Source organism: Campylobacter sp. IFREMER_LSEM_CL2256, assembly GCF_025771645.1.
Taxonomy (GTDB): domain Bacteria; phylum Campylobacterota; class Campylobacteria; order Campylobacterales; family Campylobacteraceae; genus Campylobacter_D.
The window spans coordinates 108,314-124,687 of sequence record NZ_JAKMQQ010000005.1; the positions used below are offsets into that span (position 1 = coordinate 108,314).

17 protein-coding genes, 1 other RNA gene and 1 pseudogene are annotated in these 16,374 nt (G+C 30.4%); 11 read left to right on the forward strand and 8 right to left on the reverse strand.

What is annotated here, in order from left to right:
* Positions 1–8 precede the first annotated feature (8 nt).
* Entirely contained in the window at positions 9–1,844 is a 1,836-nt protein-coding gene (ciaB, locus tag L8U00_RS03760) for an invasion protein CiaB (protein WP_263708554.1), read from the reverse strand.
* Between the two features lie 64 nt (positions 1,845–1,908).
* Between ciaB and L8U00_RS03765 the strand changes: the two genes are divergently transcribed.
* The 3 genes from L8U00_RS03765 to L8U00_RS03775 all read left to right on the forward strand — a co-directional run bounded on the left by L8U00_RS03765 (position 1,909) and on the right by L8U00_RS03775 (position 3,648).
* Positions 1,909–2,313, forward strand: coding sequence for an acyl-CoA thioesterase (locus L8U00_RS03765; protein ID WP_039619080.1), 405 nt, complete (start codon positions 1,909–1,911; stop codon positions 2,311–2,313).
* Between the two features lie 64 nt (positions 2,314–2,377).
* Positions 2,378–3,307 carry a ribose-phosphate pyrophosphokinase gene (locus tag L8U00_RS03770; RefSeq protein WP_039619082.1) on the forward strand — a complete coding sequence of 310 codons (930 nt, stop codon included), beginning with the start codon at positions 2,378–2,380 and terminating at the stop codon, positions 3,305–3,307.
* Between the two features lie 119 nt (positions 3,308–3,426).
* Positions 3,427–3,648 carry a hypothetical protein gene (locus tag L8U00_RS03775; protein WP_263708555.1) on the forward strand — a complete coding sequence of 74 codons (222 nt, stop codon included), beginning with the start codon at positions 3,427–3,429 and terminating at the stop codon, positions 3,646–3,648.
* Between the two features lie 4 nt (positions 3,649–3,652).
* Here L8U00_RS03775 and ssrA read toward each other — a convergent pair.
* Together ssrA and L8U00_RS03785 are read right to left on the reverse strand one after the other, a co-directional pair.
* Positions 3,653–4,011, reverse strand: a transfer-messenger RNA (tmRNA) gene (ssrA, locus tag L8U00_RS03780).
* Position 4,012: 1 nt separating this feature from the next.
* Positions 4,013–4,423 (reverse strand): histidine phosphotransferase, encoded by a 411-nt coding sequence (locus L8U00_RS03785; protein ID WP_263708556.1) that lies wholly within the window; start codon positions 4,421–4,423, stop codon positions 4,013–4,015.
* A gap of 87 nt (positions 4,424–4,510) precedes the next feature.
* Here L8U00_RS03785 and ruvB point away from each other — a divergent pair, with 87 nt between their 5' ends.
* Together ruvB and L8U00_RS03795 are read left to right on the forward strand one after the other, a co-directional pair.
* The gene (ruvB, locus tag L8U00_RS03790) at positions 4,511–5,521 is read left to right on the forward strand and encodes a Holliday junction branch migration DNA helicase RuvB (protein ID WP_039619088.1); all 1,011 of its coding nucleotides are present in this window, start codon (positions 4,511–4,513) and stop codon (positions 5,519–5,521) included.
* The gene (locus L8U00_RS03795; protein ID WP_263708557.1) at positions 5,511–6,554 is read left to right on the forward strand and encodes an AI-2E family transporter; all 1,044 of its coding nucleotides are present in this window, start codon (positions 5,511–5,513) and stop codon (positions 6,552–6,554) included. The genes ruvB and L8U00_RS03795 overlap by 11 nt, the downstream gene beginning before the upstream one ends.
* 6 nt (positions 6,555–6,560) lie before the next feature.
* On the opposite strand, the gene L8U00_RS03800 is transcribed toward L8U00_RS03795, so the two are convergent.
* On the reverse strand, positions 6,561–7,862 hold the full coding sequence (locus tag L8U00_RS03800; protein WP_263663419.1) for an MFS transporter: 1,302 nt from the start codon (positions 7,860–7,862) through the stop codon (positions 6,561–6,563).
* 88 nt (positions 7,863–7,950) lie between these two features.
* Between L8U00_RS03800 and rdgB the strand changes: the two genes are divergently transcribed.
* Positions 7,951–8,556, forward strand: a complete 606-nt coding sequence (gene rdgB, locus L8U00_RS03805) for an RdgB/HAM1 family non-canonical purine NTP pyrophosphatase (protein ID WP_263708569.1) — start codon at positions 7,951–7,953, stop codon at positions 8,554–8,556.
* Between the two features lie 24 nt (positions 8,557–8,580).
* Here the strand turns inward: rdgB and L8U00_RS03810 are convergent, their stop codons facing one another.
* From L8U00_RS03810 to L8U00_RS03820, 3 genes are read right to left on the reverse strand one after another with little or no spacing between them, the layout of a single operon-like run.
* Positions 8,581–11,046, reverse strand: coding sequence for an efflux RND transporter permease subunit (locus L8U00_RS03810; protein ID WP_263708558.1), 2,466 nt, complete (start codon positions 11,044–11,046; stop codon positions 8,581–8,583).
* Positions 11,046–11,615 (reverse strand): ABC transporter substrate-binding protein, encoded by a 570-nt coding sequence (locus L8U00_RS03815; RefSeq protein WP_263708559.1) that lies wholly within the window; start codon positions 11,613–11,615, stop codon positions 11,046–11,048. Before L8U00_RS03815 ends, L8U00_RS03810 begins: the two co-directional genes overlap by 1 nt.
* A 9-nt stretch (positions 11,616–11,624) precedes the next feature.
* A complete protein-coding gene (locus L8U00_RS03820; RefSeq protein ID WP_263708560.1) occupies positions 11,625–12,311 on the reverse strand; it encodes a VacJ family lipoprotein in 687 nt (228 codons plus the stop codon).
* 204 nt (positions 12,312–12,515) lie between these two features.
* On the opposite strand from L8U00_RS03820, the gene modA reads away from it, so the two are divergent.
* Genes modA through L8U00_RS03835 form a run of 3 tightly spaced genes read left to right on the forward strand, consistent with a single transcriptional unit; the run spans position 12,516 to position 14,496 of the window.
* The gene (gene modA / locus L8U00_RS03825) at positions 12,516–13,262 is read left to right on the forward strand and encodes a molybdate ABC transporter substrate-binding protein (protein WP_263708561.1); all 747 of its coding nucleotides are present in this window, start codon (positions 12,516–12,518) and stop codon (positions 13,260–13,262) included.
* A complete protein-coding gene (locus tag L8U00_RS03830) occupies positions 13,259–13,648 on the forward strand; it encodes a hypothetical protein (RefSeq protein ID WP_263660178.1) in 390 nt (129 codons plus the stop codon). Before modA ends, L8U00_RS03830 begins: the two co-directional genes overlap by 4 nt.
* Positions 13,642–14,496, forward strand: a complete 855-nt coding sequence (locus L8U00_RS03835; RefSeq protein WP_263708562.1) for an ABC transporter ATP-binding protein — start codon at positions 13,642–13,644, stop codon at positions 14,494–14,496. The genes L8U00_RS03830 and L8U00_RS03835 overlap by 7 nt, the downstream gene beginning before the upstream one ends.
* Positions 14,497–14,645: 149 nt before the next feature.
* On the opposite strand, the gene L8U00_RS03840 is transcribed toward L8U00_RS03835, so the two are convergent.
* Entirely contained in the window at positions 14,646–14,978 is a 333-nt protein-coding gene (locus tag L8U00_RS03840; protein WP_263708563.1) for a hypothetical protein, read from the reverse strand.
* Between the two features lie 259 nt (positions 14,979–15,237).
* On the opposite strand from L8U00_RS03840, the gene L8U00_RS03845 reads away from it, so the two are divergent.
* Positions 15,238–15,528: a hypothetical protein gene (locus L8U00_RS03845; RefSeq protein ID WP_263708564.1), complete on the forward strand. Its 291-nt coding sequence runs from the start codon at positions 15,238–15,240 to the stop codon at positions 15,526–15,528.
* Positions 15,503–16,374 (forward strand): annotated as a pseudogene (locus L8U00_RS03850) (hypothetical protein); the annotation flags it as partial. The gene L8U00_RS03845 and the pseudogene L8U00_RS03850, both read left to right, overlap by 26 nt.

Consider the following 16,374-nt stretch of genomic DNA (forward strand, 5'->3'; position numbering starts at 1 on the left):
ATTAAATTTTATTTTATATTAGAGTATTTTTCAAACTCTCCACTTTCATCGATTTCATTACCATAAAGTTTGTGTAATTCATAGTAGTATTTTACAAATTCCTTACACTCTTCATCAAGTGGTAAAAACACCTCATCTTCTAAAACACAAAACTCATCTAAATAATTTTTAGCATCTTCTTTTAGCATATAATGTCTTGCTAATTTATAGTAATTTTGCATAAACACAGCCTTAAAGGCTTCATAAGCTTCCTCATCAAATTTAATGTTTAATTTCTCGTTTGCAAAAGATAACACCCCTGATTTAAACAACAATGATAAATGAATCAAACCTTCTGTATAATAAGGCTTAACCTCCTCTACTCTTTGCCAAGCAATCAATCCTATAGCTCTTTTAATAAGCTCATAAAACACTGGAAGCTTTAAATCATCTTCTTCATGTAAAAAGAAATTCGCAAGCCCGCCCGCAGTAGCTTTAAACTCTTCTATATTTTTAAACACACCGCTTTCATTCATTTTCTTTTCACTATCATTTGCTACAAAGAAAATATGTCCAAACTCATGACCTATGGTAGAAACTTCATAAATTCTTTTCCATAATTTTTCATTATAAAATAAAATTTCTCTACCATAATCTAAAAATTCTTTTTCAAATACCATAGAAGAAAGCTTCATAAAAGGTTTAGTTTTAGCATTTTCATAAACATAATTTAAAAAAGCAAAAATCTTTTTGCCTGCTATATTGCTTACATACTCATCATTTGGCACTACTTGAGCAGAAAAAAGCCCCTTAAGCTCTGCTCCATAAAAAATCATAGGCATACAAATATAAAGCTGAGTTTTTTCAAGATTAAAATTCACCTCATCAAACAAAGCCTCATCTTCTTCATCTAAATTTGCATACACCATTGCAAAACTTTCTTTGATTTTATCTTTAAACTCACTCCCATTAAAATCACTCACATCTTCTAAGCGTATATCCCACTCAAGTGCTACTGCATGCGTGTAAGAGTCTTCATAGTATTCTAAAGGATGGCCAATTTGTAATGGACATTTTACTTCCATCCACGCAAGCTCTGCTTCTTGCCATTTTTTAACTACTTCGTTATTATCTTTTTCACAAAATGCAAATTTTAATTTTTCTATATAGTCAATATAAGCATTTTTTTCATCATCTAACGCACAATTTCTTAGTTTTTCTAAAAGTTTATCAAACTCATATTCAAGCTTTAAAACCTCATTTTCAAAAGCCTTTGCATAAGGTAAAAATCTCCAAAGTGTTCCTATTTTAACTAAAGCCCCATAGCTTCTTTCACAAATTTCACCATCTTGATTAAGCTGATAAAGCTCATTTTGTTTTAAAAACTCCAAAGCATCACTTAAATTTGGAAATTGTTCTTTTAAAATTTTATTATTTGTATCTAAAATTTGCTTGCTCCAAACAAGCTCAAAAGAATTCATAACTACACCTATATTATGCACACCTTGAACTAAAGCCAAATAAAACTCATCAAGTAAATTTTTACTCTTAATCTCATCGATTAAATCTTGATGTTCTACTTCATAAAAGGCTCTTACTAAAGAAAAAACTTTATATTTTATTTGAGTAATCTCTTCTTCATTTGAACCTTTTTTCTCAAGTTCTTGGACTAAATTTTCCTCTTTTAAATCCACCAAACGACGCAACATTGCCAAAACATTGCTTTTTTCATTTTCAAGATTAGCTAGTTCTAAAGCTCTATCTATCAAAGGATGACTTTGATTAGTTTGAAGTATATTATAAAGACTATTGATATTTTGTTTCCTATTTTTCACAATTTTTGCTATTTGCTTAAAATCATTCATTTTTTACCTTTCTTTATTTTTAAAACTTAATTATAATGTTTTTTTTAAAACACAAGGAGAATGTATGAAAGATATGGGAGAACCTAAGCTAAGAGTTATAGCTATGCCAAGCAATACAAACCCCGCTGGTAATATCTTTGGTGGTTGGATCATGTCACAAATTGATCTAGCCGGAGCCATTGCTGCAAGAGAACTCTCCCCACAAAGAGTTGTCACGGTTGCGGTAGATAAAATCATTTTTAAAGAACCAATTTTCGTAGGTGATTTGGTATCTTGCTATGCAAAAATCATCAAAGCAGGTAATACATCCATCACTGTAGAAGTAGAAGTAGTTACTCAAAGAGCTAATGAATATGGCCGTGTGTATTGTATGCATGTAACTTCAGCTGTAGTAACTTATGTGAGCGTAGATAAAGATGGAAATAAATTTCCTATTGATGCGGATTTAAAAAGATTACATGGCTTTTAATATGTTTTATTGTATTTTTAAAAAACTTTTTATATCATCACAAAAAACTTTCTAAGGCTTATATATGCGTGGATATAAAATATTTTCTGGTTCAGCAAACGAGGAATTTGCTAAAAAAATCTCAAAATACCTTTCATTGCCTCTAAGCAATGCGGGTGTGAAGCGTTTTAGCGATGGTGAAATTAGCATTCAAATAGATGAAAGCGTGCGTGGTAAAGATGTGTTTATCATTCAAAGTACTTGTGCTCCAACAAATGATAATCTAATGGAACTTTTAATCATGACAGATGCATTGCGTCGCTCAAGTGCAAGCTCTATCACAGCTATCATCCCTTATTTTGGTTATGCTAGACAAGATAGAAAAGCAAGCCCTAGGGTGCCTATTACTGCAAAATTAGTAGCAAATCTTATAGAATCAGCTGGCGTGGATAGAGTAGCTACCATAGACTTACATGCTGGACAAATTCAAGGCTTTTTTGATATACCTGTGGATAATCTTTATGGAAGTATTATTTTTAATGATTATATTAAAAATAAAAACTACAAAAATCCTATCATCGCAAGTCCTGACATAGGCGGTATAGCAAGAGCTAGAAGCGTGGCAAAAGCTTTAGGACTTGATATAGTTATAGTAGATAAAAGACGCGAAAAAGCTAATGAAAGCGAAGTGATGAATGTCATCGGTGATGTAAAAGATAAAGAAGTGATTTTAGTAGATGATATCATTGATACAGCAGGAACCATAGTAAAAGCTGCTGAAGTATTTAAAAGCAAAGGTGCAAAGTCAGTTATAGCTTGCTGTACTCATCCTGTACTTAGTGGCGTAGCTTATGAAAGAATAGCTAAAGATGCATTAGATGAGCTAGTAGTAACTGACACTATACCTTTAAAACAACAAATGGATAAAATCAAAGTCCTAAGCGTAGCACCTATTTTTGGTGAGGTAATACGCAGAGTTTATCACAATGAAAGTGTGAATTCTTTATTTGTATAAATTCTTTGCAAGGATAGTCTTGCAAAGAAAATCTAAACTTCAAATAATTCTATAATTTTATATTAATTAAAACTATATTTTGCTATAATTAATAAATTATTATTAATTAAGGAGCTATTATGATTAAAAATTTAATCTTAAATTTTGGTAGAACTATACTTGATATAGCGGCTGCATTAAGCTTTATTATAGCGATTATTTATTCTATTGCGCTGATGTTTACTCTAGGATTTATAGTAGGTCTAGTAACACTTATTGGATCTTTGATTGCGATATTTTTAAGCTTTTTTGTGATTTATCTTGTCATAGATATAAGAGATGCACTAGTTAATAAAAACTAATTACTGGTGGAGACGAGGGGAATTGAACCCCTGTCCAAAAATAAAACAACCACGGCATCTACATGCTTAGCAAAGGTGAAAATTTCATCTAGCCAAACTCACCTTCCAAAATTTCAAGCTAGACTAAGACTTTAACTTCAATCAAAACTTGTCAAATTTCAATCTACACTATCAAAAATGACCAAATTCTAAGCTAGATAGTATCACTTAAAATTCAGGCTCAACTGAACTTACGCAGCTTTAGCGTAAGCAGGAGCAAATTTAACGTTGTTTGCGTTTAATTTTAATTTGAGCTTTATACGCTTTGCTCAAAGCGACATGCCACCAAGGCCACTCTACTCCTGTCGAAGCCAAGTCGTCCCCATTATTTAGAAATTTTATCTGGAACATTTGCAATTTGAGGGTTAAATACGCTTAAAAAAGAAGCATTTTTTTCATAATCACTGCAATATCTATCAAGCTGCTCACACACTAAAAACATCCAATCCACAAATTCATCGCTAGCAGGCCCATCAAATTTAGCTGCTTCTTGCATAATTTCCTCACAAAATGTGCAAAAATTTGCAATCTCATCTAAATTTAATCTTTTAGCAGCCCAAACCACGTTGTGGATATTTTGCTCTAAGTCTTTTAAAGCTTCTTTGTATTTTGAGCTATCACTGCTTAGCTTTACTATCAAAGGCTCTAAAACATCGCAAAGACTTCTAAAAAAATACAAAAAACGCTCGATTTCTTCAAGCTCGTAATCTAACTCTAATTGCTCTAAAATTCCCATAAAAACTTCTATAATCTAAGTTTAAATGTTTATTTTAGCAAATTTTAGATAAAATTAAAATTTCTTACAAAATAAAATGGAAAAAATATGGATAGAATCGTAGAGATTGAAAAATTCTCCCCTGATGAAACTTATGAAACAAGCCTTAGACCTTCAAATTTTGACGGCTACATAGGACAAGAAAACATTAAAAAAAATTTAGAAATTTTCATCAAAGCTGCTAAAAAAAGAAATGAATGTCTAGATCATATCCTTTTTAGTGGGCCTGCAGGACTTGGCAAAACAACTTTAGCAAACATTATCTCATATGAAATGAATGCAAATATCAAAACTACCGCTGCACCCATGATAGAAAAAAGCGGGGATTTAGCTGCGATTTTAACTAACCTTAGCGAGGGAGATATTTTATTTATCGATGAAATTCATCGCTTAAGCCCTGCCATAGAAGAAGTGCTTTACCCTGCTATGGAAGATTTTCGTCTTGATATCATCATCGGCAGTGGACCTGCTGCGCAAACAATCAAAATCGATTTGCCCAAATTTACTTTAATAGGTGCTACTACAAGAGCAGGTATGCTAAGCAATCCTTTACGCGATCGCTTTGGTATGCAATTTCGCTTGGAATTTTATAAAAATGAAGAACTTGCTATCATTTTAGAAAAAGCAGCTCTAAAGCTTAATAAAACTTGTGAAAAAAAAGCTTCTTTAGAAATAGCCAAACGCAGTCGCTCAACCCCAAGGATTGCTTTAAGATTGCTTAAGCGTGTAAGAGACTTTGCTGATGTAAATGATGAGGAAATCATTAGCGAAAAAAGAGCTAAAGAAGCGCTTGATTCTTTAGGGGTAAATGAGCTTGGTTTTGATGCGATGGATTTAAGGTATTTAGAGCTTTTAACTGAAGCTAAAAGAAAGCCTATAGGACTTTCTAGTATAGCTGCAGCATTGAGTGAGGATGAAAACACCATAGAAGATGTGATAGAGCCATATTTACTAGCAAATGGCTATATAGAAAGAACAGCCAAAGGTCGTATTGCGAGCTTAAAAAGTTTTGATGTTTTAAAATTAAAATACAACAAGGGTTTATTTGATGAAAAGTAGTAATTTTTTCTTAATTAGCTTTATTTTATTTATTTTATTTTGGGTGCTTTTTTTATTTAAACCTTTTTTGATGAATATAGCCATAGCAAGTTTAATGGCTGTTTCTACTTCTAATGTTAATGTTAAATTCTTAAATATATTCAAAGGTAAAAAAGTCATAGCTGCAGCAGCTACTACTGCTTTTATGTTAGCTTTATTTTTTATACCTTTTGTATATGCTATTATAGAACTTGCAAAAGCAGCTAGCGGTTTTAATATAAGTTATATTCATAATACCATAGAATATTTTAAAAATTATTCTTTGCACCTACCTGAATCTCTAAGCTTTATAGAGCCAAAAATCAAAGAAGCGCTAGCAAGTATTGATTTAAACTCCATCTCTAAAGATGTTTTAACCTATCTTTCAAGCGCGACTAAATTTGGGACTAAATTTCTAACTGATATGGTATTAATTTGTGTGTTTTATTTCTTTGCTAATCTTTATGGAGCCCAACTCATTGGCTATATCAAAACCATAGTACCTATGAAAAAAGAAGAAACTCAAGGTATTTTAAGCGAAGTGAGTAATGTAATGTCTGTTGTGTTTTATTCTATGGTGTTAAATGCCATTTTACAAGGGGTGCTTTTTGCCATCATTACTAAATTTTATGGTTATGATGCGATTTTAATGGGGATATTATTTTGCTTTAGCTCTTTAATCCCTGTAGTAGGCGGGGCATTAATTTATGTGCCTGTTTCTTTATATGAATTTGCAAATAATAATCTAAGCGGTGCTTTAGTGATTTTCATTTATAGCGTGATAATGATATCTTTTATCGCAGATACTTTAGTAAAACCTTATATCATTAAATGGATTAATGAAAAACTTGTTCAAATTCCAACGCAAATTAACGAACTTTTAATTTTCTTTGCAATGATAGCAGGAATTTCAAGTTTTGGTTTTTGGGGTATTATCCTTGGACCTGCTATTTTAACTTTCTTTATTTCTACTTTAAAATTATATGTGATTTTAAAAGAAAAGCATTTTGTATAAAAGCGATTATTTTTCAATAATCGCTAAAATTTCTTCTTCGCTTGTAAGTTTTTTATTGTATTTAATCACTAAAAATTTAGAGTTTTTATACACATCTAAAACTCCATTTATACCTTTAATATTATTTAAATCATGCTTTGTTTCTAAAGATAAATAGACATTTTTAAAATCTGCTGGACTTTGTAAAAACAAAAGCAACACAAACCAAATTACAGACAAAGCTATCAAAATAAAAGCAAGAGAAACTAAACTAAAATGGTGTAAAAAATACCCCCCTACAACACCACCTAAAAAGCTTCCAAAATAGCCAAAAGCATTAAACACACCCAAAGCTGCGCCTTTTTCATTTACTTTGGCAAATTTACTCGCACAACTTTGCATAATAGGCTCATGCAAATTAAATCCTATAAAAAATACTACAACACCCACCATAAACACTAAAGCATTATGCGAAAAAGCAAATATAATATAAGCAATGATAAAAAATGCCACACCTAAAAGCAATATCTCTTTACTTAAGCCTCTTTTTTCTCCCAAAGATCCTGATAAACCCATAGCCAAAAACCCAAGCACCATAGAGCTAACATAAACATGCCATAAATTCTCACTTGGGTAATTAAACTCATGCACCAAAACCAAAGGAATACTTAAAAACGCAATACTCATAAGCATTTTTTGCATACAATTAGTAAGATTCATCAAAGCTAAGTTTTTTTCTTTTAAAAGTTTTTTTAATGGAGTTTTAGTATTTTCATGCACTATTGTATGCTCTTTTGGCACAACGCTAAATAAAAGCACGATACAAATTAAACTCAAAATCGCACTTAAATCAAACAAACTTGAAAGTCCAAATTTAGCACTCATTAAAGGAGAAAGCACCAAAGAAGCTGCAAAAGAAAGTCCTATAAATGAACCCATAATAGCCATAGCCTTACCGCGATTTTCTTCATTGATAAAATCACTTATCATAGCAGTAGCTACTGCTCCTATGGCTCCTGCACCTTGTAAAAGCCTTCCAAACATCATCGTATAAATATCATCAGCATATGAACATACCAAAGAACCTATGATAAACACCACAAGTCCTATTAGCATAGTTTTTTTACGCCCTATTTTATCTGAAATGATTCCAAAAGGAACTTGCAATGCCATTTGAGTTAGAGCATACACACCTACTAAAAGCCCTACCAAAAACTCATTAGCTCCTTTTAAATTTAAAGCATATAAACTTAAAACCGGCAAAACTATAAACAATCCAAAAAATCTAGTTCCTACAATAAAAGACAAAGGTAAAACGGTTTTTAACATCTTTTCTCCTTATAAAGGATAATTTTACTATGATTTTGATAAACTTTTTTTAAAGTCAAAACAAAAAGAGTAATTTATGAAGAAAAAATTGAAAATCATTCTAGCAACTTCTAACGCACATAAAGTAGAAGAAATCAAAAAATTTTTAACTACTTATGAAATTTATGCCTTAAATGAAATCATCACCCCTTTTGAAATCATCGAAGATGGCACGAGTTTTAAAGAAAATGCTTTGATAAAATCTAAAGCTATTTTTAATGCTTTAGGCAAAAAGCAAGATGAATTTATCACCTTAAGTGATGATAGTGGTATAAGCGTAGAGGCTTTAGACAATGCACCAGGGATTTTTTCTGCAAGATACTCTCAAGAAGGCACTGATGAGGCCAATAGAAACAAACTCATCCAAGCCTTACATGAAAAAAATCTACATCAAAGCAAAGCTTTTTACACTGCAGCCATAGCCATAAGCTCAAAATATGGACATTTTAGCACACATGGATATATGCATGGCCTTGCTATTGATACTCCAAGGGGTAATAATGGCTTTGGATATGATCCTTTATTTATCCCAAAAGGTTTTGATAAAACCTTAGGTGAATTAGATGAGCAAGTAAAATTAAAAATTTCACACCGCTCACAAGCACTAATATTTGCTACTTACATCTTAAGAGCATTAGAAAAAATGGAGTATTAATGAAACAATTTATAAAATATATGCTTATTGCTTTTGGGCTTTATGTGATTTGGATGTTGCTTTATTATAATTTTGCTTAAGATAATGATAGCTTAAAATAAAACTTGGTAATAAAAAAAGCGAACCAAATAAAAGCAAACTCATAGCCAAAACCGTAAGCAAACCAAAATAAATCGTCGGGATAAAATTACTACTAATCATCACTAAAAAACCTAGAATAATCGTAACACTAGTATAATAAATCGCACTTCCTATACCTATATGTGAAGCTTTTATAGCCTCTTCTAAGCTTTTATGTTTTAACTCTTCTTTAAAACGATGAATATAATGAATCATATCATCAACCCCTATTCCTATACAAATAGCAGCTATGGTAATGCTCATAATATCAAGTGGTATATTGAAAACACCCATTAAACCAAATACCAAAGCCAAAGGTATGAGATTGGCCAAAATCGCTACAAAAGCATAAACAAAACTTCTAAAAATCACCACAAATAAAGCAAAAATCACAAGCACCACAAAGGCTAAAGTGTCAAATTGTGATGAAAAAAGACTTTGAAGCATATTATTATACAAAGGCATAATACCACTGATTTTAACCTCTACATTATCTTTTTGTAAAAGTTCTTTTAAGTCTTTTTCAAGCTGTTTTAAAAAAGCATCGCGTCTTAAATTTGGATCACTATCTAGCATACGCACGCTAAATCGCAACTCATTATTTTCTACACTTACAAAAGGGGTTAAAACTTGCTTTTTAAAATTCTCATCTAAATTTTCATATAAAAACGCTAAAGCAAAATCATCTAAAGCCTTACCATCATTAATACTTTTTCCAAGCTCTAGCAAACTTTGCAAGCTAAGCACAGAACCTACATATTTTTGCTTACTTAAAAACTCATGAACCTTAGCAGCTATTCTTGTTTTTTCACTACTAAAAAAATACCTATCATCTTTAGCTAAATCATCAAATTCTTGCTCAAACTCATCTAAGCTTTCATTTTGTTTTGGATCTTGCTTGAACTTGACAATCACATCTAAAGGCATAGTTCCGCCTAGCTCTTTATCTATAATCAACAAACCTTGTTTAATCCTAGAACTATCTTTAAAATAACTCACAAAGCTATTTTCTACTTTGATTTGCAAAATTCCATACAAAGCAAAAGCCATACAAAATAAACTTACACCATAGATAACTTTTCTATGTTTTAAACTTACATTTGCACAAAAACTTAAAAATTTTAACGAATTTTGATTAAGCTCTTTAAAATTTAGACGCGGCATTAGTACCAAAATACTTGCAAAATAAATATAAGCTAAAACCAAACTCACGCTAATACCAAGACTCATCATAATACCAAGTTTGATAATAGGCTCAATATCTGAAAAGACAAAACTTAAAAACCCAACAACTGTGGTTAAAATAGCAAAAAAACTAGGACTTGCTTTATCAAGTAAGGTTGAGAGCAAAAGCTTATAAACACTAGCTTTTGGGTGTTTGTGTAAATTTTCTATAAAATGTACGATCAAATGTATCACAACAGAAACAGTGATAATAAGCACCAAAGCTACATAGTTTGAAGACACCACAGTAATATCAAAGCCCAAAAGTGCGAAAATCCCACTTGAAGTAAAAAGTGAAATCACACAAATTCCCAAAGCCAAAAACACCAAGCGCAAAGAGCCAAAAAACCACCAAAGTGCTATAAATAAAAGTCCTACTAAACTAAAACCATAAATTTTTAAATCACTTTTTACATAATTAATCATATCATTAGCGATCATTTCTACACCGCCAAGGTGCAAAAAGTCTCCATTTTGACTATACTTAGATACTATTTTAGTAATTTCTTCTAATCTTTTTGCGCTAAATTCTCTTGAATTTTCTTGATGTTTTTTAATCAAGGCTCTAAAATGCTCTTTTTCATTTTCATTTTGTGCATTATCCCTTGAATTAATCAAGTCATTATAAACAAGATCAGGTGCTAGATAAATCAAAATTCCTGTTGTTTTTCCATCTTTTGAGATGATATTATTTTTATAAAAGGGTTGGTTTAAAATTTCTTTTTTAGCTAGATTAATATCCACATCTTGACTAAAAATATTAGGTATATTTTGGATAAGCTCTTTTAATTCTTTACCTTTAGAACTTGCAAGTAAAGGCGCATTGGCGATAGAAAATACCTTTTGCACACCATTGATTTTTTCTAAATCAAGAGTTAAGTTTTTAATAGTTTCTAAATTTTCTTTAGCAAAAATATCTTTATCTTTAGGAGCAAAAGCAAGCATTAAAAAATTATCATTACCATAACGTGCTGAAACTTCTCTATATAGTTTCAAACCCTCATCATGCTCTAAAAGCAAGCTTTCAGCACTTGCATCAACACTTAAATTTTTAGCAAAAAAACTAAAAAATACACAAAAGATTAAAGCAATCCCCAAAGTTAGCTTTGGGAAATTAAGAAAGATTTTTAAAATTTTACTTAGCATTATTTAGAAAAATCAACACTAGAAAGCTTTTCAAGCAAGGTTTTAAAATCGCCATTTTGCAAGACATCTTTAAATTGTGAGCGATAAGTTTGTATGATACTTATGCCAAAAATATCTACATCATAAATTTGCCAATCATTATTTTTATCATAAAATTTAAAAATTACAAAATTTTCTTTGCCATCTACTATCATAGAAGTTTTCAAAAAAGCTCTTTTGTTTTTTTCTTCTAAATTAATCACTTTTAATTTTTGAGAATCATACAAAGCAAGCTTATCTGTGAAACTTTTTTTAAGGTTTTTTTCAAAGGCTTTGTTAAATTCATTTTTTTCATTTTCACTTAATTTTTCATATCTTGTAGAAAGACTAAGCTTAGCCATAAGCTCATAATCAAAAACACCATCAAATAAAGCAAAGATTTTTTCCGCTGTTTTAGCTTTATCATTTTTATTTTGATCTAAAATTTTTAAGCTCTCATCAATTTTTTCTTGCATAGTTTTAGAAATATCTTGCAAATTTAAAGCAAAAGCAAATGCTACACTAAAAAGCAAAACTATGATTTTTTTCATTTTATCTCCTTATTTGATGAGTTCTTGGCGTCTTTGTTCATACGCATCGCGTATAAAAGTATAATAATCTACACTATTTTGGTAAATATCATCTATTTTTTCATACTCAAAACTTAATTCATTGAGTTTTAATACAGCATTTACGCCTGCTCCAACCCAAAGATTCTCAATATATCCCTCAGGCACCATAAACCAATTTACAGGTAAAGCTAAAGCATCTCTTACATTATAAGGACCTAAAAGTGGAAGCACTAGGTGTGGTCCACTACCTACTCTCCATTTGCCCAAAGTCGTTCCAAAATCAGCCTCATAACTTTTTAAAGGAGTTTTGCTCGCACTATCTAACAAACCAAATCCAAAAATCACATTCACACAAAATCTTCCAAATTCCTCGCCAGCTTTTCTAAATTCTAAACTTAAAAGGTGGTTGATAAATCTAAAAGGCGATCTTGTGGTATCAAAAGCATTTTTTACCCCTGTTCTTATAAAACTTGGAGTAATACTTTTATAAGAAAGTGCAACCGGTCTTAAAAAATAAGTATAAAGATCATAATTAAATTTACTCATAGCTTTATTATAGGTATAAAAGCTATCTTTGACTTCTTTTTTTTGATATTCTTGTTCAAAATCTTCAAAGTCATTGGCTAAAATCAAAGTATTAAAAAATAAACACAAACTTAGTATGTATTTTAACAAGCTTTTCCTTTTAAAATTTCATAAATTGAAATTGTAAATTATACAAAAATTAAAATAAATTTTTACATTAAAATATTCTTTAAAAAAATTAAAAATTTTTATTTACCTATAAAATAAGTCTTAGAAAATATGCAAAAAATACAAATTTATTTTTGCTTTTAAAAATAAGCTATAATTTTTTCAAAATTTATAAAAGGACAAAAAATGAAAAAAATTTTCACCCTGCTTTTTTTGTGTATTTTTGGCTATGGTGCTGATGTAAATATCGCTGCAGCTGCAAATGTAGCTTATGCTTTTAAAGCCTTGCAAAAAGAATTTCAAAAAGAAAACCCTGATATTAGTATCAATGTAAGCTTAGGCGCTAGTGGAAATTTAGTCTCACAAATCAAAAATGGAGCGCCATTTGATATATTTATGGCTGCAAATATGAAATTTGCACAAAGCTTGTATGATGATAATTTTGCTAGCACAAAACCTGTTATTTATGCTCAAGGAGCTTTAGCTCTACTCAGTGTTAGAATGGATTTAAGCAAAGGCTTAGACACACTTAAAGAAGAAAAAGTCAAAATCATCACCATAGCTAATCCCAAAGCTGCTCCTTATGGTCAAGCTAGTATAGAAACTTTACAAAATGCTAAAATATATAAGCAAACAAAAGCTAAAATCATCGAAGCAAAATCCATAGGAGAAGCACTTACTCAAACACTAAAAGCAGCTGATGTGGGTTTTATAGCAGCAAGTGCTTTATATGAAGATACACTAAAATCTTATAAACTCCAAGAAGGAAAAAATTATATTTTAATCGATCCAAAACTTTATGAGCCAATCAATCAAGGTATTATCATCACTTCTTATGGTAAAGATAATGCCAAAGCTAAGAAATTTTATGATTTTATTTTAAGCAAAAAGGCTAAGGAAATTTTCAAAGCTTATGGCTATAATATCCCATGATTAAAGCTAAAATAAATACTATAAAAAATCATGAAAATATAAACTGGGTAGAATTTCTTATAAATAAACATAAATTATATATGCTTGCTTTAGAACTTGACGAAAAAGCAAGCATTGATCAAGAAGTTTTACTTGCTTTTAAAAGTAGCGAGTGCTTGCTTAGTAAAAAAAATTTAGAAAACTCATTTTTAAATACCTTTTATGCAAAAATCATTGATATTTTTCAAGGACAAATCATCACTATCATAAGATTAGAAAATGAAATTTGCACTTTCGAAGCTCAAATTAGCACCCATGAGTTTTTAGAGCAAGACTATCAAAAAAATGATTTTGTATTTGCTTATGTACATCCTAGTGCTTTATTTATCAAAGAGTATTTATGCTAAAACTTGACTTTGAAAAAATCTTTAAAAATAAAGAAAAAGAATTTAAACTTAAGGTTAAATTTGAAATTAAAGAAGGGGATTTTTGTGCTATTTTTGGAAAAAGTGGCAGCGGTAAAACTACGCTTTTAAGAATTTTAGCAGGTTTTGAAAAAGCACAAGGAATTTGCATTTTTAATGATACTATATTTTTTGATGATAAAAACTTTCTAAGTCCACAAAAAAGAAAGCTTGGCTTTGTTTTTCAAGATTATGCTTTATTTGAAAATATGAATGTAGAGCAAAACTTACTTTTTGCCAAAAAAGATCTAAAATTTGCTAATGAACTTTTAGAGCTTTTAGATTTAAGTAAACACAAAAAAAGTCATATTTTAGAACTAAGCGGGGGACAAAAACAACGCGTAGCTTTAGCAAGAGCTATTATGCAAAAACCCAAACTTTTACTTTTAGATGAGCCATTTAGTGCCTTAGATAATGAGATAAAACTACACTTGCATGATTATCTTTTAAATATACATAAAACTTATAAAATCACTACTATTTTAATCAGCCATGATGTAAGTGAAGTTTATAAACTGGCTAATAAAGTCATTGTTTTAGAAAATGGAGCCATCATTAAAGAAGGTTCACCTAATGAAGTTTTTTTAAAGACGCAAGGCTCACAAAAATTTGCTATAAAAGCACGCATTTTAAAACTACAAAAACAAGATAGCATATTTATAGCCATACTTGCCATAGGTAATCAAATCAGCCAAGTAGCGCTAAGTCCTTTAGAAGCTAAAGATTTTAAAGAAAATGATGAAGTGCTTTTGAGCCAAAAAGCTTTTGCGCTAAATTTAAGCAAGTGTTAAAATTATCACGATAATGATATTTTTAACATATAATTTTACAAATAAACAAACTTTAAACAACTTTAATATATAATTCCAAACTTCAAAATATTATTATTTCCAAAGGAGTTTTAATGTTAAATTTCACGGGGGGGGGGAATTGAGAATTCTCAATCAAACAATATTTCTTTTACTAAGAAAACCTTCTTATCTTTAGCAACTATATCTTTTTTAGCAACTTGTGCTAATGCTAGTATAACAACTATAAGTGATAAAGCTTCTAATGGTAGTATTACTATCACTAAAGCTAAAAGCACTACAAACAATAACAACAAACAAGTAAAAAATTCTAAAAGTATTAGTGGTGGTAATTGTAGTAGCAGTAGTAATTGTACTATAAGTAGCTCTACTAATAATGGTGTTACTATAAGTGGAAATGGTAATAACTCATTAACTATAGAAAGTACAGGTAGTATAAATGCAAATGGTGGTAACGCTATCAATGTAAGTCAAGGTGCTACTAATGTAACTATCAATAATGCAGGTAATGTTAATGGTGGAGTATCAAATGGTGCTGCAATTAATATAGGACAAAACAATCAAAATGGTGCTAGTATTAAAGATTTTACCAATAGTGGAACAATAGGTAATGGAAGTAATAAATTTGCTATTACTGTTTGGGGTAAAAATGATAACAAATCAACAATTGAAAAATTTGACAACTCAGGTTTAATACAATCAGGAAGTGGTGAAGCAATATATTTGGGTAATACCACTATAACTAATTTTACTAATGGTGGAACTATTAAATCCACAGGTGGAGTTGGTGTTAATATAGCAAGTGGAACTACTATATCTAACTTAAAAAATACTGGTACTATTAATGGAAGTGATGGTATTAAACTTGCTAATGGTACTAAACTAGAAACACTTAATAATACCGGCGTTATAAGTAGTGGTAATGGTAGTGGTGTTAAGGTTGAAAATGGTGCTACTATAAATTCTATTAATAATTCAGGAGTTATTAGTGGGAATAATAGTGGTATATGCTAATGGTAGAATAGGTACAATTAATAATTATGGTACTATTAAAGGTGGTAATGACAGCGGTATTCGTATAGTCCATGGTTCGACTGTTGATAATATAACTAACCATGGTGTAATAGAGGGAAATAAAGGTGGAATATATGCCTTTAGAGACTCATATATAAAAACAGCTATTAACTCAAGTACTGGTACTATTATAACGCATACTGAAAGTTTTAATATTGATAACCATTTTTTTGCTATAGGTGTATATGGTGGATATTACGGATCTCCTGATGCAGATTATTTAAAAAATGAAGGTTATATTTTATCTGCCGGTGCAGGTATGGGAGGTAGTTATTATGCTAAAAAAACTATTGAAAATATAGAAAATTCTGGAACAATTGTATATAATGGTAAGTTTGAGAACAAATGGAATGAAACTCAAGGAACAGGTGCTGGCGTTTATAATTTTAATGTCCATTCAACATTAATAAATAACTCAGGAGTTATGCATGTTCTTAATGGGATTTATCTTACAGATAAAACTGTAGTTGAAACCATTCTTAACTCAGGCACTATTAATGCTTTTACTCATGGTTTAAGATTGCAAGGTTCTAGAGTAGATACTATTAAAAACACTGGTACTATTATAGCAGGAAATCATGGTATAGATGTTTCTAATAATACTGGCACAATCATTCTTGAAAGCGATAAATCTTTTGTAGCTGGTGATTCTGTTGGTGTTGGTGTTTATAGAACAACTGACTCAATAGCACTAAAAGATGGTGCTACAATTGCAGCAATAAATTTTAATGAAGATAGAACAGCTTATACTTATGATTATGAAGGTACAGCTTTATTAAATAAAAA